This window comes from Pseudomonas sp. SB113 (genome assembly GCF_040754745.1).
GTDB lineage: Bacteria > Pseudomonadota > Gammaproteobacteria > Pseudomonadales > Pseudomonadaceae > Aquipseudomonas > Aquipseudomonas grimontii.
The window spans coordinates 41,582-64,681 of sequence record NZ_JBFMHW010000014.1; the positions used below are offsets into that span (position 1 = coordinate 41,582).

Sequence of the window (23,100 nt, forward strand, 5' to 3'; positions counted from 1 at the left end):
GATTGCGGTGGGTCAGCTACACATAAGCTGACTGATCCACCGCTATCGGGAGCAAGCCCCAATGCCAGTCAGTTAAGGAGGAACACTGTAACTGTGGCGAGCGGGCTTGCCCCGCGTTGGGCTGCGCAGCAGCCCCAAAACACAGCGCCGAAGCTGCCTGGCGCACTGCAGCGCTCTTATTGGGGCTGCTGCGCAGCCCAACGCGGGCGGTGCGACGATTCGGCAAGCCCGCTCGCCACAGGTAACTTGTCTGTTCTATCTCTTAACTGACTGGCATTGGGGCTTGCCCCCTCCCACATTGGGTTAGGGGTGTATTCAGGCCTGCAGGTAGCGCAACACCGACTCGCAAATCATCTCGCGATGCCGTTGTTTAACCGCCTCATCCGACAGGTCGATCTGAAAGATCTCACTGAACGTATGGCGGTTGGACACTCGGTAAAAGCTGAATGAGTTGATCAGCAGGTGCACGTCCAACGGTTCCAGCCCTTCGCGGAACAGGCCCATCTCGGCGCCTCGGCGCAACGTCACCCCTAGCCCCTCGAGGATTTTGCTGTTCATCGCCTTGATCGTTTCGGTGCGTTTCACGTACTCGGCATTGTGGATATTTTCGATGCTGACGATACGCACGAAATCGACGTTCTGATCGTGGTGATCAAAGGTGAACTCCACCAGCCGCCGAATCGCCTCTCGCGGTTCCAGCGCGGTGAGGTTCATCCGCGTTTCGGTGTTGCGAATATCGCCGTAGAGCTTCTCCAGCACCTCGACGTACAACTGCTCCTTGCTGCCGAAGTAGTAATAGATCATGCGCTTGGAGGTATGGATGCGCTCGGCGATGGCATCCACGCGAGCGCCGGACAGGCCCTGCTGAACAAACTCGACGATGGCTTCCTGGAGAATATTCTCGCGGGTCTTTTCCGGATTGTTCTTACGACTCTTGCGCGGTGCGTCTAACACCGCGGGGAGTTCGGGACTTGAGGTCATGGTGCGCTCACGGCCATTTTTATTGTGCAGGCCGCGATTATGGGCCGAGGCGTCTTGCGAAGGAAGCACCTCGCCTACCGTTATAAACGCGCCTGGCGCACCGCGCCGCTGCGGGATTTGGCCATCGCCGCCAGGCGCACCGCCACGTTGGCCGCGCCGTAGCCGGCATAACCGTTCTTGCGCTGGATGATCTCGAAGAAAAACCGTCCCTCGAAAGGTTCGGTGTACACATGAAACAACTCACCGCCCTGGGCGTCACGGTCGTACAACACGTTGTAGTACGCCAGTTCGCTGAGGAACTCGTCATCGAAATCAAAGCGCGCCGCGAGGTCGTCGTAGTAGTTGAGGGGAATATCCAGCAGCGGTACCCCGGCCTCCTTCGCGCGGCGCACTTCGGCAAAAATATCCGCGCAGTCGAAGGCAATGTGATGCACACCCGAGCCGCGATAACTCGACAGCGCGTGGGAAATCGCAGTGTTGCGGTTCTCGGAAATATTCAGCGGCAGGCGAATCGAGCTGCAACGGCTGCGCAGTGCACGGCTTTTCACCAGGCCGTAGGGGTCGGGCAGCACCACTTCGTCATCCGCTTCGAAATCCAGCAGGCTCTTGTAGAACAGCACCCAACTGTCGAGGCTGTCGGCCGGCAAGGCCATGGCCATATGGTCGATGCGCAGCAACCCCCCGCCCGCAGCGCTGGACGCTTGCAGATTGAAGTCGGTGTCGTAGATCCCCCCCTCACCCTGATCCACCAGGTAAATCAGGCTGCCGTCCGGCGCGCGTACTGCCGCCAGCTCCAGCTCGTTGGGCCCGACCAGGCCGCGATAGGGCTGGCCCTTGTAGGCCACCGCTCGTTCCAGGGCCTTGGCGCTGTCCTTGACCCGAATCGCCGTGGCGCACAACGACGGCCCATGGGCCTCGAAAAAGTTATGCGCGAAGGAATAGGGTTCGCAGTTGAGGATCAGGTTGATGTCACCCTGGCGCAGCAGGCTCACGCTCTTGGAGCGGTGCTGGCCGGCCTTGACGAAACCCAGGCGCTCCAGCCAATGGGTGAGCTTGGCGCCGAGGTTTTCATCCACGGCGAATTCGAGGAACTCGATACCGTCGTACTCGCTGGCCGCAGGGGTATCAAACAGAATCTCGACAGGTTGCGCGGGCGCCTCCTGTTGCAAACGCTCGCGGGTTTTTTCTTCCAGGTACAGCAAGGAACGCAGGCCATCCGCCGCATTCGCGCGGGTCGGCGCGGCGCGGAAGCCATCGTTGAAGATTTCCAGAGACAAAGGCCCGGTGTAGCCGCTCTTGATGATCGGCGCGAGGAACCCCGCCAAGTCGAATTCGCCCTGGCCGGGGAAGCAGCGAAAATGCCGGCTCCACTCCAGGACATCCATGGCCAGGATCGGCGCGTCGGCCATTTGCACGAAGAAGATCTTGTCGCCGGGGATCTGCGCGATGGCACTCGGGTCGCCCTTGAGCGACAGCGTATGGAAACTGTCGAGCAACACCCCAAGGCTCGGGTGATCGACCTGGCGCACCAGGTTCCACACCTGCTGCCAGGTGTTCACATGCTTGCCCCAGGCCAACGCTTCATAACCAATGCGCAGGCCGCGACGGCCAGCGTGTTCGGCCAACAGGCTGAGGTCGTCCAGCAGGATGCGTTCATCGCCGACGCAATCGGCTGAGGCATTGCTGCACACCAGCACCAGGTCGGTGCCCAGTTCCTGCATCAGGTCGAACTTGCGCTCGGCGCGCTCCAGGTTGCGCGCCAGGCGATCGCGGCGGCAGCCTTCAAAGTCGCGAAACGGCTGGAACAAGGTGATGGCGATGCCGAGGTCGGCGCACATCTGCCTGACTTCTCGGGGGCTGCCGTCGTAATACAACAAGTCGTTTTCGAAGATCTCCACCCCATCGAACCCGGCGGCGGCAATGGCTTCGAGCTTTTCCGGCAGGGTACCGCTCAAGGACACGGTGGCGATGGAACGTTGCATGGACGACTCCCGGCAATTGTTGTTTGTGGCAAATTATTCGCCCCCAGACTACCCGCAGCAATTAAAATGTACGAACCGGTTAGTTTTTGGTGCGATTATCGAACACTAAGCCTCTTTGGCGAATTGACGATTTTTTAGCCACTGCGCACCATCAATCACGCAGCGACACCCAAAAGAAGACCCACAACACCTCATAAAAATTTCAAAAAACGGGTACAACCACATGCCTTCGCAAAACTCCGCCCTGGCCGCGCGCCCGGGCACCCCGCACGCCGGCATCGGCGACAAGATCCGCGGCGCCCTTGCCGTGGGTAAAACCCGCTGGGGCATGCTGGCCCTGGTGTTCTTTGCCACCACCCTCAACTACATCGACCGTGCCGCCCTGGGCGTGATGCAACCGATCCTGGCCAAGGAAATGAGCTGGACGGCGATGGACTACGCCAACATCAACTTCTGGTTCCAGGTCGGCTACGCCATCGGTTTTGTGCTGCAAGGCCGACTGATCGACCGCGTGGGCGTCAAACGCGTGTTCTTCTGCGCGGTTCTGCTGTGGAGCCTGGCCACCGGTGCCCATGGCCTGGCCACTTCGGCCGTCGGTTTTATGGTCTGCCGCTTTATTCTCGGGCTGACCGAAGCTGCCAACTATCCCGCCTGCGTCAAGACCACCCGCCTGTGGTTCCCCGCCGGTGAGCGTGCGGTGGCCACCGGTATCTTCAACGCCGGCACCAACGTCGGCGCAATGATGACGCCGATGCTGCTGCCGCTGATTCTGCATGCGTGGGGCTGGCAGGCTGCGTTCCTGTGCATGGCGTCGCTGGGCGCGATCTGGCTGGTGTTCTGGGGTTTGAAGTACTACAACCCGGAAAACCACCCGACCGTTAAACAATCCGAACTGGACTACGTGCAACGGGAAGTCGAACCGGAACAACCTGGCGTACCGTTCAGCCGCATCCTGCGCATGCGCGGCACCTGGGCCTTTGCCATCGCCTATGCACTCACCGCACCGGTGTTCTGGTTCTACCTGTATTGGCTGCCGCCGTTCCTGAACCAGCAGTACAACCTGGGGATCAACGTGACGCAGATGGGTATCCCGCTGATCATCATCTATCTGACAGCCGACTTCGGCAGTGTGGGTGGGGGGATTCTGTCGTCCTTCCTGATCGGCCGTGGGATGAACTCGATCAAGGCGCGGTTGCTGTCGATGCTGCTGTTTGCCTGCTGCATCATCGGCGTGATCATGGCGGCCGGCTCAAGCCAACTGTGGGTCGCGGTGTTTGCCATCTCCCTGGCCATCGGTGCGCACCAGGCCTGGACCGCCAACATCTGGAGCCTGGTGATGGACTACACACCCAAGCACATGATGAGCACGGTGTTCGGGTTCGGCGGCATGTGTGCAGCCATCGGCGGCATGTTCATGACCCAGATCGTCGGCCACATCCTCACCGTGACCAACAACAACTACACCGTGTTGTTCACCCTGATCCCGGCGATGTACTTCATTGCGCTGACCTGGATGTACTTCATGGCACCGCGCAAGATTCCTACCGTAGACGCCTGATCACCTGCGCCGCTGCTGCCAGGCAGCGGCCAACCCGCTCATGCAGATCACCCCGATACCGACCACCGTGGTCATATCGGGGGTATGGTTGAACACCAGCCAACCCAACAACCCCGCGAATACGATCTGGCAATAGCCGAACGGCGCCAGCAAGGCCGGCGCCGCAAAGCGGAACGCCTGGGTCAGCATCAAGTGCGCGGTCATCCCGCAGGTGCCCAGCGCCAACATCATCACGCCGTGCCACAGCGTCGGGATCTGCCAGAAGAACGGCACCATCGCGCTCATCACCAAGGTATTGCACAGGCCGGCGAAGAAGTTGCTGGTGGTCGGGGTGTCGTATTGGCTGAGGATGCGCGTAAGCAGTTGGTAGAAGCAGAAGAACAGCGCCGAGCACAGCGGCAGCAGCACCGCAGGCGTAAACAACTCACCGCCTGGGTGAATGATCACCAGCACGCCGATAAAGCCGCAGATCACCGCCAGCCATTGGCCGCGTGTCACATGCTCGCCGAGCAGCGGCACCGACAGGGCCGTCACCAGGATCGGCGCGAGGAAGTTCACCGCCGTGGCTTCCGCCAACGGGATGTAATGCAATGCCGTCGTGAAAAACAGGCTGGTGCCCAACAAGCACAAGGCCCTGACTACCTGCATCCCCGGGCGTTTACTGCGCAGCACGCGTAGCCCCGATTGCGGCAGGAAAATCCCGGCCATCAGCAAGGTATGCACCAGGTAGCGCGCCCACACCACCATCACGATCGGGTAGAACCCGGCCAGGTATTTGGACAAGGCGTCGTGGCTGGAGAACAGAAACGTCGCCGCCACAATCAGCACAATGCCTTTGAAGGGATGGTTGACGCCGGAAAGGGGGGTGCTGACAGTCATGGAATTCTCTTGCGTGGCGGGCGGAACGCTGAGCACTGAACGAAGTAGCGCTCAACCCGGTAATCTAGCAGCCGGGCCGGAGTCTGCCCCAAGAGCATAACCAAACACCGGGCGAACAGCGCACTAAATCACGGGATTCGAGTCCAACGCAGCATCTTAGCCCCGCGCTGCATACTTTTTAACCAAGGCCTTGCCGCTATGAAAAAAACCCTCTTTGTTCTTTCTGCCCTTACCCTGCTGACCGCCTGCAACCAGGAGTCCAAGCCAGCGCCCAAACCCGCGCCGCCTTCCGTGCAAGCTACCCTGGTCCCCGAAACCCCGCCCACCGATAAATGGGTCGGCAAATGGATCGGCGTCGAAGGCCTGAACCTGACCATCGCCAAGGACGACAGCATCGGCCGTGGCCATTACCTCCTGACCATGCAATACGGCCTCGACGCCGACGACTCGGGTACCTTCAAGGGTGAAGCGGCCGAAGACGGCATCGCCTTTACCCGCCCGGACGGCCCGCAGTTGCTGCGCGCCGGCGATGGCGAAGCGACCGGGCTGAAATGGCTGGCGGATAAAAAAGACTGCCTGATCGTCGCCACCGGCGAAGGCTATTGCCGTTAATACCGACCATACTCAATCACGGTCAGCACACAGAGGATTGCCCCATGCTATGGAAAAAAGGCCGACGCAGCGACAACGTGGTGGATGCCCGCGATGACAGTGGCGGCGGCGGTGGAGGGATGCGCTTTGGTGGCGGCAAGGGCCTGAGCCTGACCGCGATTGTGCTGATCGTCGGTATCGGCTGGCTGACCGGCCAGGACCCGCTGCAGATCCTCGGCCAGTTGACCGGCCAGATGGAGCAGGCGCCCTCGGTCAGCACGCAATCGCGCCAGGCACCGCCGGCCAACGATGAGCAAGCCGACTTCGTACGGGCAGTGCTGGGCGATACCGAAGACACCTGGGGCCAGGTGTTCCAGGAAAACGGCCTGGTCTACAAGAACCCGAAACTGATTCTGTTCCGTGGCCGGGTCAATTCCGCCTGCGGTGGCGCCACCTCGGCCAGCGGCCCGTTCTATTGCCCGGCGGATCAGCAGGTGTACCTGGACCTGGATTTCTTCCGGGAAATGTCGCAACGCTTCCAGGCTGCCGGCGATTTCGCCCAGGCCTATGTGATCGCCCACGAAGTCGGGCACCACGTACAAACATTGCTGGGCATTTCGTCGAAGATCCAGGCCGCACGCCAGCAAGGCCGGCAGATGCAAGGCGACGGCGGCCTGCTGGTACGCCAGGAGCTGCAAGCCGACTGCTTCGCCGGCGTATGGGCCAACCGTGCGCAAAAACGCCTGAACTGGCTGGAGCCCGGCGATATCGAAGAAGCCCTGAATGCCGCCAACGCCATCGGCGATGACCGTTTGCAGCAACAGGGTCAGGGGCGCGTGGTGCCGGACTCGTTTACCCACGGCACCTCGGCGCAGCGGGTTCGCTGGTTCAAGACCGGCTTCGCCCAGGGTCAGATCACTCAATGCGACACGTTCACTGCCAAGAGCCTATAGATGACTATACGATCGGGACTCCTGCTGGGCTTGCTGTTGACCTGCACCGCCAGTTGGGCCGCCGAGCATGGCGTCAAGGTGGTCAGCCCCGGTCGTTTTCACCTCGAAGCCGGCGACCTCAGCCTCGGCTTGAGCCAGGACTGGCGCCAGCCACTGCCTGACGTCACCCGCGCCGTGATCATCGTGCATGGGCGCCTGCGCAATGCGCAGACCTACCTGCAAAGCGGGATCGATGCCGCCGAACACGCCGGGGTTGCCGCCAACACCCTGGTGATCGCGCCGCAGTTTCTCAACGGCTCTGACGTGAAGCGCAACCACCTGGACACCCAGCTGCTGCGCTGGAACGGCAATGACTGGATGGCCGGCGGCGCCTCGACCGGCCCGGGCCAGATCAGCTCTTTCGGCGCCCTCGACCAGATCATCAAGCACCTGGGCAACCGCACGCTGTTCCCGGCGCTGAAGGAAATCGTGGTCGCCGGTCACTCCGGCGGTGGCCAGGTGGTGCAGCGCTTCGCCCTCACCGGCCACGCCCACCCTATCCTGCAAACCAAGGGCATCCGCCTGCGTTATGTGGTGGCCAACCCATCGTCCTATGCCTACTTCAGCCCACAGCGACCGGTGAAGTTTGACGCAGCCAGTTGCCCAGGCTTCAACGACTGGAAGTACGGCATGCAGCACCTGCCGGCCTACGCCCAGGGCCAAAGCGCCGAGCAGCTTGAGCAGACCTACGTGTCACGCAACATCACTTACCTGCTGGGCCAGCAGGACACCGACCCGAACCACCCGGCGCTGGATAAAAGCTGCGAAGCCGAGACCCAGGGCGCGTATCGGCTGATTCGCGGGCACAACTACTTTGACTACCTCAAGCAGCGCCATCCGCAATTGAGCCAGACGCTGGTGGAAGTGCCGGGGGTGGGGCATGACGGGGATGGGATGTTTACGTCGCCCGAAGGGCAGAAGGTACTGTTCACTCAGTAATACCGGAAGAAACAGTCTCAAAATGTGGGAGGGGGCTTGCCCCCGATAGCAGTGTGTCAGTCAGCTCATCTATAACTGACCCACCGTCATCGGGGGCAAGCCCCCTCCCACATTTGATTTCTATTGCCTGGGCTGGATCATCCGGCGCAGTACCGCGCAATCTGCAGCATGCCAATCCGCCAGCTCCGGCCACGGGTTCTCCGGCAGGTTGACCAACACCGTTCGGGTCCCCGCCGCCCGACCGCAGTCCAGGTCAAAGCGGTAATCCCCAACCATCACCATCTCGCTCGTCGATACATCCCACGCCGCCGCCAACTTCAACAACCCACCCGGATCGGGCTTGGGCGGCGCATCGTCGCGACCCAGCACATCGTCCACGGCAAAGCAGTCCGCCAGGCCAATCGCCTCCAGGGTGATATGCGCCAACTCCCGCGCGTTGCGGGTCAGGATACCCAGGCGATAACCCCGCCCGGCCAGCTCGCGCACCAGCTCCACCGCACCGTCCGCCGCGACGGAGCCCAGCGCCAGCTCGCGCTCATGCTCCAGCAACCAGGCATGCTTGGCCGCTGCGATGTCCGCCGGCAAGGCCGCGAGGTGGGTGAGGATGTCGTCCTCGGGGGGAATGTCCAGGGCCACGCGAATCGCCGCAAAGTCATGCACCGCGACCGTCAGGGTGCCGTCCATGTCGAACACCCAGTGCTTAACGTCCGTCAGGCTCATGCCCAATCCTTGCGATGGCGAATCAAGCCTTCCTGGGTCACCGACGCCACCAGTTGCCCGGCGCGGTTGTACACGCTCCCGCGGGAGAACCCACGGGAATTGCCGGCCCATGGGCTGTCCATGGCGTACAGCAACCAGTCATCGGCACGCAGGTCGGCGTGGAACCACAGCGCGTGATCGAGGCTGGCGACCTGCATGTCTTTCTGCCACACGGTCTTGCCGTGGGGCAGCAACGAGGTGGTCAGCAGGCCGAAGTCGGACGCGTAGGCCAGCAGGTATTTGTGCAGCGCCGGCGTATCCGCCAAGGCGCCATCGGCCCGAAACCACACGTATTTGACCGGGTCGGACGGCTGCGGGTTGAACGGGTCTTTTTCGGTGACCGGGCGCACTTCGATCGGCTTGGGGCACAGCAGCTTGTCGCGCATATGCTCGGGGATCAGGTGCGCGCGCTGCTGGGTCAGCTCCAGCTCCGACGGCAGGTTTTCCGGGCCGACCACCACAGGCATGGTGGTCTGGTGCTCGAAGCCGGCCTCGTCATACTGAAACGAAGCGCTGCAGGTGAAGATCGGGTGGCCCTTCTGGATCGCCGTCACACGGCGCGTACTGAAACTGCCGCCATCGCGGACGCGGTCCACCGAATACACCACCGGCAACTTCGCATCGCCAGGGCGCAGGAAATAACCATGCAGGGAATGCACGTGCCGCGCTTCTTCGACGGTCTGGCTGGCGGCCGACAACGACTGGCCGAGCACCTGGCCACCGAACAGTTGGCGAAAACCCAGGTCCTGGCTGCGGCCGCGAAAGAGGTTTTCCTCGATCGGCTCCAGGGTCAGCAAGTCCACCAGATCTTCCAATACTTGGCTCATAGAGCAACTCCTACAACAATCGATAGGGCATTCCGGGCTGCTTATCCGTGCAGCGTGTCCAACCATTGGGCGCGGGTGATGCGGTATAAAACGTGGGGGCACAGCGGGTCATCGGCTGCGACCTTGGGGTGTGCAAAATCTGCCTGGGGATCGTAATGCATACCGATGGCCTGCATGACTTTTTGTGATGGCAGATTGGCTTGAGTGGTGAAAGCGACGATTTCGTCCAACTGCAAACGGTCGAAACCACAGCGCAGCGCGGTCCAGGCCGCCTCGCTGGCATAACCCAGGCCCCAATGCTCACGGGCCAGGCGCCAGCAGATTTCCACCGCCGGGGTAAAGCCCGCTTCGAAGCTGACGTTCTGCAACCCGGTCAGGCCGATGAACTCACCGGTGTCCTTGCGTTGCAGGGCCCACTGGCCAAAACCGTATTCGGCGAAGTGGCCGCGAATCCGGCCGATCAGGGCGGCACTTTCCAGGTGACTCAATCTGGCCGGGAAATAGCGCATCACCTGCGGGTCGGCGCACATGCGCGCAAATTCCGTCAGGTCGGCATCGCGCCATTGGCGCATGACCAGGCGCGCGCTTTCCAATTGCAATATCTCCTCCATGGGTCCCCTCCCCTTGCCATGTGCGTGAGTGTACAGCGCTGTTAAGATCCTTCGCAGATCCCCGTCAGAAAATCCCATGCCTTTGCCATTGATCTACCACGATGACTACAGCCCTGAGTTCCCGGCAGACCACCGGTTCCCCATGGACAAGTTCCGCCTGCTGCGTGACCACCTGGTGGCCAGCGGCCTGACCGAAGACAGCCAATTGCTGCGCCCGTCGTTATGCCCACCGGAGATTCTGGCCCTCGCCCATGAACCTGGGTATATCGAACGCTACATGAGCGGCGAGTTGTCCCGCGAAGACCAACGGCGCCTTGGCCTGCCCTGGAGCGACGCCCTGGCCCGGCGCACCGTGCGCGCGGTCGGCGGCTCGATCCTGGCGGCGGAGCAAGCGCTGGAACACGGCCTGGCCTGCCACCTCGCGGGCGGCACCCACCACGCCCACTACGACTACCCGGCGGGCTTTTGCATCTTCAATGACCTGGCGGTGATCAGCCAATACCTGCTGGCCAGCGGCCGGGTCAACCGCGTGCTGATATTCGACTGCGACGTGCACCAGGGCGACGGCACCGCGCGCATTCTCCACGACACACCGGATGCGATCACCGTGTCCCTGCACTGCGAAAAGAACTTCCCCGCCCGCAAGGCCCAGAGCGATTGGGACATCCCGCTGCCCATGGGCATGGGCGATGCCGACTACCTCACCGTGGTGGATGACGCGCTCAACTACCTGCTGCCGCTCTACCAACCGGACCTGGTGCTGTACGACGCCGGCGTCGATGTGCACAAGGATGACGCCCTCGGTTACCTCAAGCTGACAGACGCAGGCGTCGCCGCCCGCGATGAAAGCGTAATGCGCCATTGCCTGGGCCGCGACATCCCGGTGATGGGCGTGATTGGCGGCGGCTACAGCAAGGATCGCCCGGCCCTGGCCCGCCGCCACGGCATCCTGCACCACAGCGCGCAGCGGGTGTGGACGTCATCAGGGTGTCATTGAACTGTGGGCGTTACCCACAATGCCTGTGGAACGGCCTGTGGATAACTTGAGCGTAAGCGTCTGAGAGCCTGTATCCGTATACCCTGTAGGAAGCTGTACGTTTTTTGATCAGGCAGCGCCGCGCTCCTCGGGTAGAATGCTCGGCTTATTTCCGCGATCGTAGCCCTGCCCATGCCCGACATCTCCTCACGACACGTCACCATCATCGGCGGCGGCCCAGCCGGGCTGATGGCCGCCGAAGTCTTGAGCCTGGCCGGAGTGCATGTCGATCTGTACGACGGCATGCCGTCGGTGGGACGCAAATTCCTGCTGGCCGGCGTGGGCGGCATGAACATCACCCACTCAGAAGCGTACCCGGCGTTCGTGTCGCGCTACGCCGAGCGCGCACCGAACATCGCACCGTTGCTGCGGGCGTTTGGTGCCGAGGCGTTGTGCGAGTGGATTCATGGCCTGGGTATCCAGACCTTTATCGGCACCTCCGGCCGCGTGTTTCCTACGGATATGAAAGCCGCCCCTCTGCTGCGCGCCTGGCTCAAGCGCCTGCGTGACCAAGGCGTGGTTATCCACACCCGGCACCGTTGGTTGGGCTGGAATGCCGACGGCGACCTACTTATCCACAGCCCGGAAGGCGAGAAAACCGTCCGCAGCGATGCAGTCCTCCTGGCTCTGGGCGGCGGCAGCTGGTCGCGGCTGGGTTCCGACGGCGCGTGGCTCAAGCTGCTGGAGGATAAAGGCGTGCCTTACGTGGCACTGCAACCCAGCAACTGCGGCTTCGAGGTGTCGGCCTGGAGTGAATTGATGGTCAGCAAATTCGCCGGCGCGCCGCTGAAAAACGTCGCCATCGGCCTGGGGGATGACAAGCCGCGACTCGGCGAATGCGTGATCACCGCCACCGGCATTGAGGGCAGCCTGATCTACGCGCTGTCGGCGCCGATTCGTGAGGCGATCAACCGTAAGGGCTCAGCCACGGTGCATATCGATTTGCTGCCCAGCAAGCCGTTGGACAAGGTTCAGGCGGCGTTGGCCAAGCCACGCGGTTCACGCTCGGTGAGCAAGCATTTGCACAGTCAATTGGGTTTGGATGGGGTCAAGGCGGCGCTGCTGCGCGAGTTGGCACCTGCTGAGCATTTCAACGACCCGGCGCAATTGGCAGTGGATATCAAGGCGCTGCCGTTGACGTTGGTGAAGACACGGCCGATGGATGAAGCCATCAGCACCGCAGGCGGCGTGCCGTTTGAGGCGCTGGATGAGCGCTTGATGCTCAAGCAATTGCCTGGAGTGTTTTGTGCGGGGGAGATGCTCGACTGGGAAGCGCCGACCGGGGGGTATTTGCTGACGGGGTGTTTTGCCAGTGGCAGAGCGGCTGGGCTGGGGGTGTTGGAGTGGCTCAACCGCTGAGATCTGCGGTGAATTCAAAGCCGCCATCAGCCACCCCGCAAAATCACTTCTTCTTACGCGGCCCAGTATTGAACACCGGCACCTTACGCACCGGCTTGATCGAAGGCTCCGACGGCGCCACTTCACCACTGTCCACCCACTTGCCGAGGTTGCGCTTACCACCGCCACCACCTGACGCCTTAGGCTTCTTCGGTTTTTTTGGCTTCTTCACCACTTGACCGCTGGCATCGGTATCCGGCACGCGGTGCTCCGGCTCGAAGTCCTGTTCCATCTGGCGGGTCAAGGTCTGGCGGGTCAGCATCTCAATGGCTGAGAGCATGTTGACTTCATCGGCGCACACCAGGGAAATCGCCTCACCGGTGTTGCCCGCGCGACCGGTACGGCCGATGCGGTGGATGTAGTCCTCGGCCACGATCGGCAGGTCGAAGTTGACCACCAGCGGCAAGTCTTCAATGTCCAGGCCGCGGGCGGCGACGTCGGTGGCGACCAGGATCTGCACTTCGCTCGATTTGAAACGGTCCAGCGCCCGCTGGCGCGTGGCTTGCGGCTTGTCGCCATGGATGCCGTCGGCGTTGATGCCCAGGCCCTGCAACTTATCCACCAGCGCATCCACACCATTACGGGTCTTGGCGAACACCAGCACTTGCTTCCAGCGGCCTTTGCGCATCAGGTGCACAAACAGTTCCGCCTTGCGCTTCTTGTCCACCGGCACCACCCATTGCTTCACGGTGTTGGCGGCGACGTTGCGCGGGCTGACTTCGATGGTCAGCGGGTCGTTGAGCATCTGTCCGGCCAGCAGGCGGATGTCATCGGAGAAGGTCGCGGAGAACAGCAAGGTCTGACGCTTTTTCGGCAGCATGCGGTAGATGTTCGCCAGTTCTTCGGAGAAGCCCAGGTCGAGCATGCGGTCGGCCTCATCCAGCACCAGGGTTTGCAGTTGGTTGAGTTTCAGCGCGTTCTGGCGGAACAGGTCGATCAGGCGGCCCGGCGTAGCGACCAGTATGTCGACGCCCTTGCGCAGCTTCATCATCTGCGGGTTGATGCTGACGCCGCCGTACACCGCGTAGGTGGTGAGCGGCAGGTTTTGGGCGTATTCGGCAACGCTGGCGTGAACCTGCTCGGCCAGCTCGCGAGTCGGGCACAGGATCAGCGCGCGCGCCGAGTTGGCGGCGACTTTAGGCCCTTCCATGGTCAGCAGTTGCAGCAGCGGCACGGCGAAACCGGCGGTCTTGCCGGTGCCGGTCTGGGCCGCGGCCATCAGGTCGCGACCGGCCAGCACCGCCGGAATGGCTTGCGCCTGCACCGGCGTCGGGGTCTGGTAGCCAAGCGTCTCAAGGGCGCGCAGCAAGGGTTCGATCAGGCCAAGTGTGGCGAAAGTCATGTGTTTACCGTAGGAAAAATTCAGCGCAAGGGCGTAATGCGCGGCAGTTTACCTTATTTCCGGCTTGGGCTTTCGCCACTGGGGCAGACTGATCAACAGCACGGCGCTGATAATCACCAGCATCGCCAGGGCCTCTTCCAAACCGATGGTCTCGCCGATGAACACAATCCCCAGCAACACTGCGACGGCCGGGTTGACGTAGGCATAGCTGGTCGCGGCCGCCGGGCGCACATGCTTGAGCAGGTACATATAGGCGTTGAAGGCGATGATCGAGCCGAACACGGTCAGGTAGGCCAACGCCAGCCAACCCTCCAATGGCGGCATGGCCTGCAGGTGCTCACCGGAAAGCGCGCTGCCGATCAACAATGTCACGCCCGCCACCAGCATCTCCGCTGCGCTGGCCATCGCGCCCTGGGGCAGCGACAACTGCCGACTCCACACTGACCCGAATGCCCACGATGCGGCCGCGAACAACAACAAGGCAGCACCCACCGGGCTTGATTGCAGGGTGCTGCCCATATTGAGCATGGCGATGCCGACAATCCCCAGGATCACCCCGGCCCATTCCAACCGCGTGTTGCGCGCGCCCCAGAAATACCCGCACAGCAAGGTGAACAGCGGCACGGTCGCCACCGCCAGGGCAGCCACGCCGGACGACACGCCCGCGTGTTCGGCCAACGTGACGCCGCCATTACCGAAGGCGAGCAGCAAAATGCCGATCATCCCGGCGGCCTTCCATTGTGGCCACGTCGGCGCCGGCACCCCGCGCCATCTGAGGTAGCCATACATCAGCGCACCCGCCGTGCAGAACCGAATCCCCGCCAACAACAACGGCGGCCAGTAGTCCACGCCGATGCGGATCACCAGGTAGGTGGACCCCCAGATGACATACAGCGCAAAAAAGGCGGCGATCAACGGTAAAGGAAAGCGACGTGGGCCAGGCATTGGGCAGCTCGAAGGCAGATATAAGAGATGCTTATTCTAAAAAGGCAGGTCTTTAAACATAAGTTACAAAACCTGTTTAAACCGCCCATACACTTTTCAAAGCATGGTTATGAAGGCTATAAACCATACTTTCGAAAGCCACCTGGCGCTGGAGCCTTTTCATGGACAAATACGACCGCATGCTCCTCAGCGCCCTGCTCGAAGACGGCCGCGCCTCCTACGCGCAACTGGCCCGCACGGTAAACCTCTCCGCCCCCGCCGTGGCCGAACGCGTGGCCAAGCTGGAAGCCAGTGGGGTGATCACCGGGTACCAGGCCAAGGTGGATATGTCGAAAGTGGGTTTGCCGATTCAGTGCGTGATTGAACTGCGGCTGACCAACCATGGCAGCCAGAAGGTGTATGACGCACTGGCCGAAATCCCCGAACTGACTGAATGCCACCGGGTGACGGGCGATCCGTGCGTGATCATGCAGGCGGCGGTGGGCTCGATGCCGGAGTTGGAGAGTTTGATCAATCGGCTGGCGAAGTTCGGGTTCAGCAAGACCTCGATTATTTTGTCGAGCGCGATAGAGCGGCGGGTGCCGTTGGGGCAGTTGGAAACCAATGGCAGAAATGGTGGCTGATCTACCGCCATCGGGAGCAAGCCCCCTCCCACAGTTTGATTTGTGAATACATTCAAAATGTGGGAGGGGGCTTGCTCCCGATGGCGTCAGTGGCCGCACTGCAAATTCGAGCGTTCAACAATCAAATCGACTATCTGCTGGATGGTGGTGATGTGATCCCAATCCTCCTGCGTCGCTTGCAGGTCAAATCGTCATCAATAATCTTGAAATCATGGATGAAGTCCGTTTGCTCCGTGACCTGGCTTCGGTCGATGAAACCGATGATATCGACGAATAGCTGAATCACCTTTTCGCTGATCTCAGTTCTCATTTAGTCAGCGTCCTTTTCTTCGCCCCGGAATAACTGAACAGATACTAGAGGGCGGTTTTTAATCGCCAGCAAATGCGGCGGATTTGCTGAGCTGCGCGGTGGGCACTGCGCACTCGTCGGGTGAGGCGATGGATGTGCAGCCTCGATGAACGACAGATAACCAATGTGGGAGGGGGCTTGCTCCCGATAGCTGAGTGTCAGTCACCAGATGTACTGGCTGACACACTGCAATCGGGAGCAAGCCCCCTCCCACATTTTTTTGAACGGCGTTGTTCTGTCAGAACCCGCGATGCTTCTTCAGATGCTCATTGATCTTCGCCGCCGGCACTTTCTGCAGGGTGCACAGCAGGTCGTGGGACAGTTCGCGCAAGCCATGGGTACGCCGCAGTTCCTGGGCCAGGTGTGCCGTGAGGTTGGCGGCCATTTCCGCATCCGCCAGCGCTCGGTGAGCCTGGCCGGTGTGGGGCAGTTTCGCGTAGGCGTTGAGGGTGCCGAGCTTGTGGTTGGGCGCAGTCGGCATCAGGCGGCGGGCCAACAGCAGGGAGCAGGCGAATTTTTGCAGGCGGGTGCGGCGGATCAGGCCGAGTTCGAAGTCCCAGAACTTCTGGTCGAACGCGGCGTTGTGCGCCATCAGCGGCGTGGTGCCGACGAATTCGTTGACTTCGTTCATCACCCGCTCGGCCGGCGGGGCGCTGCGCAGCATGGCGTTGCTGATGCCGGTGAGTTGTTCGATAAAGCCCGGCACGCGCACGCCTGCGTTCATCAGGCTCTGGTAGCGGTCCACGATCTGGCCACGCTCGAGGATAACCACCGCGATTTCCGTGGCCCGGCAATGGCTGCTCGGGGTGATGCCGGTGGTTTCAAAGTCGATGACCGCTATACGTTCCAAACCTGTTCCAACTCCGTCTAACCATTTATGTATTGAGCCGCAGCGCTTATTTAAGCAACAGCGCGCCTTCAATTGGCACGTAGCGGCTGGCGGCACGTATCAGTGAGTTGGCCGTCAGCCCCGGTACGCCGTAGGCCACGGCTTCGACGCCGTGCTTGTGGATGATGCGGTCGAGCAGCATGTCGAAGTCGCCGTCACCCGAGGCCAGCACAATTTCGTCGACGTGGTCGGCGGCGTCCATGATGTCGATGGTGATGCCCACGTCCCAGTCGCCCTTGGCCGAACCGTCGCTGCGCTGGATATACGGCTTGAGTTTTACCGTAAAGCCCAGGTTGCGCAGGATCTGCTGGAACTGCTGCTGCTTGCTGTCACCGCGGTCGATGGCATACGCATAGGCCTCGACGATCTGCCCACGCGAGCCGATATCAGCCCACAGGGCGGCGTAGTTGAAATGGCAGCCATAGGCCTGGCGGACGGTGTAGTAGAGGTTTTGTACATCGGCGAACACTGCAATTTTCTTCACCGCACTTCCTCATGACAGCCAGGCGCCGGGCCCGGAAAGGGTGCCAGTATGCCAGCCGCGAGAACGTTACCGGGAAAAATCAGACCGGGGCGGCTCAGCGCCCCGGACCGGGAGGGTCAGACGAAGGAATCGTCGTCGCCGAAGGAGGAAGAATCGTCGGAATAGTCGCTATCGGCAAAGCTGTCCGAGGCATTGTCGTTGCCCCAGCTGTCATTGCCGGCGAACTTCTGGTCGTCGTTGCCCCAGTTGCCGTTGTCACTGGCGGGCGCCGGCTCTTCACGGATGATTTCTTCCACGACCTGCGGCTGTTGCGAGTTGTGGTTGAACAGGCTGCTGATACCTTCGGCCAGCAACACACCACCGGCCACGCCCGCGGCGGTTTTCATCGCGCCACCGAGGAACCCGCTGCCAATGGGGGCTGCGGCAGGTTGTTGTGGCTGTTGATAGTTCTGTTGCGGCGCTGGCTGGCCAAAGGACGGCCGCGCCGGTTCACGCCAGCCACCGCCCGACGAGGCCGGAGCACTCTGGGCCGGTTGCGGGTCACGGGAACCGCCACCAAAGATGCTCGACAGGAAACCACCGCTGCTTGCCGGGGCCGGGGGCGCGGACTTGGCCCGCTGCAACTCATCCTGCAATTGCTGGATCTGCTGCGCCTGTTGCTTGTTCTGCGCGTCGAGACTCTTGAGCGCGTGTTCCTGCACCAGGATCGACTGGGTCATGTAGTACCCGGCGGCCGGTTGGCGAGTCATGTGCTCCTTGATCCGTGCTTCTGCTTGCGCATCGCGCGGGGCTGAGTCCGTTTCGGCTTGCTGCAACCGTGAAAACAGTCCATCGATCAGGGTTTGCTCTTCGCTGTTCATGGCGACCTCGTTAGATTGCCGGTAGAAATCGTGGTCCTGCCTGTGATCAGGCCAGGTGCGTCCTAGTTATGGGGGTGTTACCAGTTGTTTCAATGGTCTTTACTCAAGGTTTACGTTTGCTTACCGCTGGCCATGATCGGTTAAAGTGTTGCCCTTGCTTTTAGGCCTGCGATGAACCTGATGAATCCGTTAGACGTATTGCGCGACTCCTTCCGTTTTACCCGAGGCAACCTGGGTGCCATCGTCCAGCTGTGCCTGCCGCTGGTGATCCTCGAAGCCCTGCTGCAACAGGTGCTCGACCATGTGCTCGGCCCGGATGCCTTCCCCGGCTACAGCGTGGTGGTGGGGTTGCTGGTGTACCCGCTGTACACCGGCGCGTTGATCCTGTTCCTTGACGCCCGCACCCGTGGCGAGTCGCCGCGCACCAAGGACATCTGGGCCATGGCCCTGACCCTGTGGCCACGCTTCGCGCTGCTGACCGCCATGAGCACCCTTCTGATTTTGCTGGGCCTGTCGCTGTATTTTCTGCCGGGCCTGTGGCTGATGGTGGTGTTGGCCTTCGCCGAGTACCTGTTGGTGCTGCGCGGCATGCCGGCGCTGGAGGCGATGAAGGAAAGTTTGCGCCTGACCCGTGGGCATTTCTGGCGAATCCTGGTGTGCCTGTTGTGTGTGATGACGCCCCTGTGGCTGCTCAAAGGCGCCAGTGTGGCGGCATATCCCAATCCCGCGCCGCTGCTGGGGCTGCTGATGGACAGCGCCCACAGCTTCCTGCAACTGTTCACCAGCGTGGTGCTGTTCCGTTTATTCATGCTGATCGGTGGCGATGCCGACGCGCGGTGATATGCTCCACGCCACTCCTGAAACGCCATAAGCCGAGCCGATGACCCGTTTATTGCGCATCACCCTGCTGGGCCTGCTGATCGTTGCGGGCCTGCTGACGGCCCTGATCTACAGCCTGACCTGGCGCCCCGCCGCCAAGGAAACCCTGCCCGTCAGCTGCGTCGCGCCCCGTGCGCCGACCCTGTTGCCGGGGCAGGCGCTCAAGGTCATGACCTGGAACGTGCAATACCTGGCCGGCAAGAACTACGTGTTCTGGTACGACACCGCCGACGGCAGCGGCCCGGACGAACGCCCCACCGTTGAAGACATGGCCGTCAGCCTCGACGAAGTGGCGCGGGTGATTCGTGACGAACAACCCGACATCCTGCTCTTGCAGGAACTCGACGAAAACGCCAAGCCTTCCCACTATCAGGACCAGCTAGCGCTTTTGCAGGAACGCCTGGTCGACCTCTACCCATGCAGCGCCCAAGCCTTCGACTGGAAAGCCGACTTCGTGCCCGACCGGCATATCTTCGGCAGCGTCGGCCGCAAGCTGGCGACCCTGAGCCGCTACCAGATCGAACACGCCGAACGCCTGCAATTGCCGGCACCCGAGGCCAATATCATCAGCCGCCAGTTCCAACCCAAGCCGGCCTTGCTGTTGACCTACCTGCCGCTGAGCGACGGCGGCCAACTGGCGGTGCTCAATACCCGCCTGGACGGTGACGCGCCTGGGCGCAGCGCGGTGCAGGAACAGGTACAAACCACGGTGAAGTTGCTGGACAAGTTCGAAGGCCGTGGCACGCCCTGGCTGATCGGCGGCGATTTCAACCTGCTGCCCCTGGGGCAATTCCTGCGTTTGGATGCGGGTAAGCGCGGGCAGTATTCGCCGGACAGTGAGCTGCATTTATTGTGGGACAAGTACCCGATGATCCCGAGCAACAGCCAATCCAGCGGGATTGATCGTGAGAAATGGCTGACGCATTTTCCCAATGACCCGAGCATCGATGGCCCGGATCGTACGCTGGATTACCTGTTCTACAGCCCGCGAATCAAGCGAGTGGAGGCCAAGGTGAGGCAGGAGGATACGTTGCGTATTTCCAACCATATGCCGGTGATCGCCCGGTTCCTGCTGCCTGCCGCGCAATAACCCACACAACAAGCCCCCTCCCACATTGGGATCCTTAGCGTTACGACTTTCGGGGTTTGATGCGCGCGGTCGGCTCGGCTATCAGCGGATCATCCGGCCAGTAATGCTTGGGATACCTGCCCTTCAGATCCTTCTTCACCTCGGCATAGGTACTGCGCCAGAAGTTCGCCAGGTCCTGCGTCACCTGCACCGGCCGTCGCGCTGGCGACAGCAGGTGCAACTTCACCACCTGGCGCCCGCCGGCAATGCGCGGGGTGTCGGCCAGGCCGAACAGTTCCTGCAAACGCACCGCCAGGATCGGCGGTTGTTCGCTGTAGTCCAAACGCACCGATGAACCAGATGGCACTTTCACATGCTGTGGCGCCAGCTCGTCCAGGCGCTGGGGCAGCGGCCAGGGCAACAGGTTGTGCAGGTAGCTGGAAATATCCAGGTTGGCGAAATGACTCAGGCGCGAGACTTTGCCCAAATAGGGCATCAGCCAATGCTCCAGGCCGGCGAGCAAGGCGCTGTCGCTGACGTCAGGCCACTCGCTGGTTTTGCCGGCGTCCAACTGGCGCAGCAGCAGGACGCGGGATTGCCATTGCCGCAGTTCCGGGGTCCAGGGTAATAGCTCCAGGCCTTTGCGCCGCACCAGGTTGACCAGCGCCTGGCTGCGCGCGGATTCGTCGAGACCGGAGAGCGGTTCGCGGCTGAGCACCAGCTCACCGACTTTGCGCTGGCGTTCGGCACGCAGCACGCCTTCGCGCTCGTCCCAGTCCAGTTGATCGACGTTGCGCACTTGTTCGGCGAGGACCGTGTCGAACAGCGTCGGGTCAAAATCTGCCGCGAGGTAGATGCGTTCTTCGCGCTGGCCCTGGCGGCTGCCGAGGTCGGCGATCACCAGCCAAGGTTGTTTCATCAGGCTGTCGGCCTCGGCGAACAGCGCGGCGCGGCCGTTGGCCAAGCGGTATTCGGCACCACCGGGGCGACGTTGCTGGGCGACACGGTCCGGGTAGGCCAGCGCCAGCAAGGCACCGAGCCAGCGCGGGTGGTCGGGGTCGGCCACCGGCTGAGTCGCCTTGCCCCTTAAATAGCCACGGTATTGCCGTGCCAGTTGCTTGGCGCGCTGCACGCCACCTTGAGTACCGCGCGCGCGCTCTTCGCCGGACATCAGCGCCAGGCGGCTGTGCAAATCGGCGCCGCCGCCGCGCAAAATATCGCGCTCGCCCAACAGTGCCGCGACATCACAGGCCGTGGCCGCCAGCCCCAGGTCCTGCCCGCGCAGCAGCAAATGGGCGATGCGTGGATGGGCCGGCAACTCGGCCATCTTCTGGCCATGAGCGGTGAGTTTTTCTTCATTCAGAGCCCCGAGGCGCACCAGCAAATCCTGGGCCTGGGCATACGCGGCGGTCGGTGGCACGTCGAGCCAAACCAGCTGCGTGGGCGTGACGCCCCAGCGCGCCAGCTGCAGGGCCAAACCTGCAAGATCAGCCGCAAGGATTTCAGCACTGCCATACGCGGCCAGGCCTTCATGCTGGTCTTCGGACCACAACCGATAACACACCCCCGGTTCCAATCGCCCGGCCCGGCCCGCGCGCTGGGTGGCGCTGGCGCGGGAGATGCGCTGGGTGTCGAGACGGGTCATGCCGCTGCCGGGGTCGAAGCGCGGCACGCGCGCCAACCCGGCATCGATCACCACGCGTACGCCGTTGATGGTCAGGCTGGTCTCGGCAATGTTGGTGGCGAGTACCACTTTGCGTTTACCGGCAGGGGCAGGATCGATGGCCGCGCGCTGGGCGTTGAGGTCCAGTTCGCCATGCAGCGGGCACAGCAACACATCGCTGCGATCGCCCAGGGCGTCGGCCAGTTGCTGGTTGACCCGGCGAATTTCCGCCTGGCCCGGTAGGAACACCAGCACGCTGCCGGTTTCATCGTGCAGGGCTTCGAGGATGGTTTGCACCACGCGCGGCTCGATGAATTCACCGGGCTGGTACGGTCGGCCCCAGCGCATCTGCACCGGGAACATGCGCCCCTGGCTGCGCAGGATCGGCGCGTCGTCCAGCAGGCTGGCCAGGCGCTCGCCTTCGAGGGTAGCGGACATCAGCAGGATTTTCAGCGGTTGCTCGTCGCGAAACACATCGCGGCCGTTCAGGCTCAGGGCCAGCGCCAGATCGGCGTCGAGGCTGCGCTCGTGGAATTCGTCGAAGATCAGCAAGCCCACACCGTCCAGTGCCGGGTCGTCCTGCAGACGGCGGGTGAGGATGCCTTCGGTGACCACTTCGATACGCGTAGTGGGCCCGACCTTGCTGTCGAGGCGGATGCGATAGCCGACGGTTTCACCGACCTTTTCGCCCAGTTCGCTGGCCAACCGTTCCGCGGCGGCGCGAGCGGCCAAACGCCGGGGTTCGAGCATCAGGATGGTCTGCCCGGCCAGCCAAGGCTCATTCAACAAGGCCAAGGGTACGCGGGTGGTTTTACCGGCGCCGGGCGGCGCTTCCAGCACGGCTTCATGGCGATTCGCCAAGGCGTCACGCAGGGCGGGTAAAACATCATCGATTGGCAACGAATTCATACTGGCTCCAAAGCAGAGCGGCGAGTATAACGGCGAACTGCCGGATGCCGATGATGGTCTCAATGGCAGTGCTATATAGTCCCCTCTCAACCGTGTTCAGGAGAGTCTCCATGCGTATCGCTTCCCGTGTCATCGGCGGTGTCCTCGCCGTCACCCTGCTGAGCCAACTGACGGCCTGCGGTTCGATTTTCTACCCGGACCGCCGTGGCCAGATCGACGGCAAGATCGACCCGACCATTGCCGTGCTCGATGCCGTGGGCCTGTTGTTCTACGTGATCCCTGGCTTGATCGCATTCGGCGTCGACTTCGCCACGGGCGCGATCTACTTCGAACCCGGCAAGACCGCCCAGGTCGACCCGGAAAAACTCCACGAAGCCATCGGCGCCGACGGTAAGGTCGACAACGCCAAGCTGCAAAGCATCATCCAGAAGGAAACCGGCCGCACCCTGCCGCTGGACGACCCGCGCATGATCCAGTTTAAGGGCAGCGTGCAACAACTTGCGTCCCTGGGCCTGCAACCCGCCGCCTAAGGAAC

At 62.1% G+C, this 23,100-nt stretch carries 22 protein-coding genes and 1 pseudogene; 10 read left to right on the forward strand and 13 right to left on the reverse strand.

Annotated features, from left to right (window positions below; all coding sequences use genetic code 11):
• Positions 1 to 315: 315 nt before the first annotated feature.
• Both AB1462_RS18825 and quiC read right to left on the reverse strand, forming a co-directional pair.
• Positions 316 to 981, reverse strand: a complete 666-nt coding sequence (locus AB1462_RS18825) for a TetR/AcrR family transcriptional regulator (protein ID WP_090399815.1) — start codon at positions 979 to 981, stop codon at positions 316 to 318.
• 80 nt (positions 982 to 1,061) lie between these two features.
• Entirely contained in the window at positions 1,062 to 2,963 is a 1,902-nt protein-coding gene (gene quiC / locus AB1462_RS18830) for a 3-dehydroshikimate dehydratase QuiC (protein WP_090399592.1), read from the reverse strand.
• A gap of 223 nt (positions 2,964 to 3,186) precedes the next feature.
• On the opposite strand from quiC, the gene AB1462_RS18835 reads away from it, so the two are divergent.
• On the forward strand, positions 3,187 to 4,521 hold the full coding sequence (locus AB1462_RS18835; protein ID WP_367247610.1) for an MFS transporter: 1,335 nt from the start codon (positions 3,187 to 3,189) through the stop codon (positions 4,519 to 4,521).
• Here the strand turns inward: AB1462_RS18835 and AB1462_RS18840 are convergent, their stop codons facing one another.
• Entirely contained in the window at positions 4,522 to 5,400 is an 879-nt protein-coding gene (locus AB1462_RS18840; RefSeq protein ID WP_090399587.1) for a DMT family transporter, read from the reverse strand.
• A 198-nt stretch (positions 5,401 to 5,598) separates the two neighbouring features.
• On the opposite strand from AB1462_RS18840, the gene AB1462_RS18845 reads away from it, so the two are divergent.
• The 3 genes from AB1462_RS18845 to AB1462_RS18855 are packed head-to-tail and all read left to right on the forward strand — an operon-like array spanning position 5,599 to position 7,922.
• Positions 5,599 to 6,012 carry a lipoprotein gene (locus AB1462_RS18845; RefSeq protein WP_090399585.1) on the forward strand — a complete coding sequence of 138 codons (414 nt, stop codon included), beginning with the start codon at positions 5,599 to 5,601 and terminating at the stop codon, positions 6,010 to 6,012.
• 44 nt (positions 6,013 to 6,056) lie between these two features.
• The gene (locus tag AB1462_RS18850) at positions 6,057 to 6,944 is read left to right on the forward strand and encodes a neutral zinc metallopeptidase (RefSeq protein ID WP_259194183.1); all 888 of its coding nucleotides are present in this window, start codon (positions 6,057 to 6,059) and stop codon (positions 6,942 to 6,944) included.
• The gene (locus AB1462_RS18855) at positions 6,945 to 7,922 is read left to right on the forward strand and encodes an alpha/beta hydrolase (RefSeq protein WP_367247613.1); all 978 of its coding nucleotides are present in this window, start codon (positions 6,945 to 6,947) and stop codon (positions 7,920 to 7,922) included.
• A 120-nt stretch (positions 7,923 to 8,042) separates the two neighbouring features.
• Here the strand turns inward: AB1462_RS18855 and AB1462_RS18860 are convergent, their stop codons facing one another.
• The 3 genes from AB1462_RS18860 to AB1462_RS18870 are packed head-to-tail and all read right to left on the reverse strand — an operon-like array spanning position 8,043 to position 10,119.
• Complete coding sequence (locus tag AB1462_RS18860) at positions 8,043 to 8,642, reverse strand: HAD family hydrolase (RefSeq protein WP_259194181.1); 600 nt, start codon at positions 8,640 to 8,642, stop codon at positions 8,043 to 8,045.
• On the reverse strand, positions 8,639 to 9,508 hold the full coding sequence (gene tesB / locus AB1462_RS18865; RefSeq protein ID WP_027605282.1) for an acyl-CoA thioesterase II: 870 nt from the start codon (positions 9,506 to 9,508) through the stop codon (positions 8,639 to 8,641). The genes AB1462_RS18860 and tesB overlap by 4 nt, the downstream gene beginning before the upstream one ends.
• 41 nt (positions 9,509 to 9,549) lie before the next feature.
• A complete protein-coding gene (locus AB1462_RS18870) occupies positions 9,550 to 10,119 on the reverse strand; it encodes a GNAT family N-acetyltransferase (protein ID WP_090399575.1) in 570 nt (189 codons plus the stop codon).
• 76 nt (positions 10,120 to 10,195) lie between these two features.
• Here AB1462_RS18870 and AB1462_RS18875 point away from each other — a divergent pair, with 76 nt between their 5' ends.
• Positions 10,196 to 11,116, forward strand: coding sequence for a histone deacetylase (locus tag AB1462_RS18875; protein ID WP_259194179.1), 921 nt, complete (start codon positions 10,196 to 10,198; stop codon positions 11,114 to 11,116).
• A gap of 171 nt (positions 11,117 to 11,287) precedes the next feature.
• Positions 11,288 to 12,514, forward strand: a complete 1,227-nt coding sequence (locus tag AB1462_RS18880) for a TIGR03862 family flavoprotein (RefSeq protein ID WP_367247614.1) — start codon at positions 11,288 to 11,290, stop codon at positions 12,512 to 12,514.
• A 43-nt stretch (positions 12,515 to 12,557) separates the two neighbouring features.
• On the opposite strand, the gene AB1462_RS18885 is transcribed toward AB1462_RS18880, so the two are convergent.
• Together AB1462_RS18885 and yedA are read right to left on the reverse strand one after the other, a co-directional pair.
• On the reverse strand, positions 12,558 to 13,895 hold the full coding sequence (locus tag AB1462_RS18885) for a DEAD/DEAH box helicase (RefSeq protein WP_259194177.1): 1,338 nt from the start codon (positions 13,893 to 13,895) through the stop codon (positions 12,558 to 12,560).
• A gap of 48 nt (positions 13,896 to 13,943) precedes the next feature.
• The gene (yedA, locus tag AB1462_RS18890; RefSeq protein WP_367247615.1) at positions 13,944 to 14,840 is read right to left on the reverse strand and encodes a drug/metabolite exporter YedA; all 897 of its coding nucleotides are present in this window, start codon (positions 14,838 to 14,840) and stop codon (positions 13,944 to 13,946) included.
• Positions 14,841 to 15,001: 161 nt separating this feature from the next.
• On the opposite strand from yedA, the gene AB1462_RS18895 reads away from it, so the two are divergent.
• Positions 15,002 to 15,463 carry an Lrp/AsnC family transcriptional regulator gene (locus AB1462_RS18895; RefSeq protein ID WP_090401964.1) on the forward strand — a complete coding sequence of 154 codons (462 nt, stop codon included), beginning with the start codon at positions 15,002 to 15,004 and terminating at the stop codon, positions 15,461 to 15,463.
• Positions 15,464 to 15,549: 86 nt separating this feature from the next.
• On the opposite strand, the pseudogene AB1462_RS18900 reads toward AB1462_RS18895, so the two are convergent.
• From AB1462_RS18900 to AB1462_RS18915, 4 genes and pseudogenes are all read right to left on the reverse strand, one after another.
• Positions 15,550 to 15,773, reverse strand: a pseudogene (locus tag AB1462_RS18900) (acyl carrier protein).
• A gap of 277 nt (positions 15,774 to 16,050) precedes the next feature.
• Positions 16,051 to 16,662, reverse strand: coding sequence for a PolC-type DNA polymerase III (locus tag AB1462_RS18905; RefSeq protein WP_090401963.1), 612 nt, complete (start codon positions 16,660 to 16,662; stop codon positions 16,051 to 16,053).
• A gap of 46 nt (positions 16,663 to 16,708) precedes the next feature.
• Positions 16,709 to 17,185 carry an NYN domain-containing protein gene (locus tag AB1462_RS18910; protein WP_090401961.1) on the reverse strand — a complete coding sequence of 159 codons (477 nt, stop codon included), beginning with the start codon at positions 17,183 to 17,185 and terminating at the stop codon, positions 16,709 to 16,711.
• A gap of 116 nt (positions 17,186 to 17,301) precedes the next feature.
• Positions 17,302 to 18,045, reverse strand: coding sequence for a DUF2076 domain-containing protein (locus AB1462_RS18915; protein ID WP_090401959.1), 744 nt, complete (start codon positions 18,043 to 18,045; stop codon positions 17,302 to 17,304).
• A gap of 180 nt (positions 18,046 to 18,225) precedes the next feature.
• Between AB1462_RS18915 and AB1462_RS18920 the strand changes: the two genes are divergently transcribed.
• Entirely contained in the window at positions 18,226 to 18,885 is a 660-nt protein-coding gene (locus tag AB1462_RS18920; RefSeq protein WP_090409866.1) for a YciC family protein, read from the forward strand.
• A gap of 40 nt (positions 18,886 to 18,925) precedes the next feature.
• A complete protein-coding gene (locus AB1462_RS18925; protein ID WP_259194174.1) occupies positions 18,926 to 20,014 on the forward strand; it encodes an endonuclease/exonuclease/phosphatase family protein in 1,089 nt (362 codons plus the stop codon).
• Between the two features lie 40 nt (positions 20,015 to 20,054).
• Here the strand turns inward: AB1462_RS18925 and hrpB are convergent, their stop codons facing one another.
• Positions 20,055 to 22,565 carry an ATP-dependent helicase HrpB gene (gene hrpB / locus AB1462_RS18930; RefSeq protein ID WP_367247616.1) on the reverse strand — a complete coding sequence of 837 codons (2,511 nt, stop codon included), beginning with the start codon at positions 22,563 to 22,565 and terminating at the stop codon, positions 20,055 to 20,057.
• Positions 22,566 to 22,675: 110 nt separating this feature from the next.
• On the opposite strand from hrpB, the gene AB1462_RS18935 reads away from it, so the two are divergent.
• Positions 22,676 to 23,095, forward strand: coding sequence for a polyribonucleotide nucleotidyltransferase (locus AB1462_RS18935; protein WP_090401953.1), 420 nt, complete (start codon positions 22,676 to 22,678; stop codon positions 23,093 to 23,095).
• Positions 23,096 to 23,100: the final 5 nt, after the last annotated feature.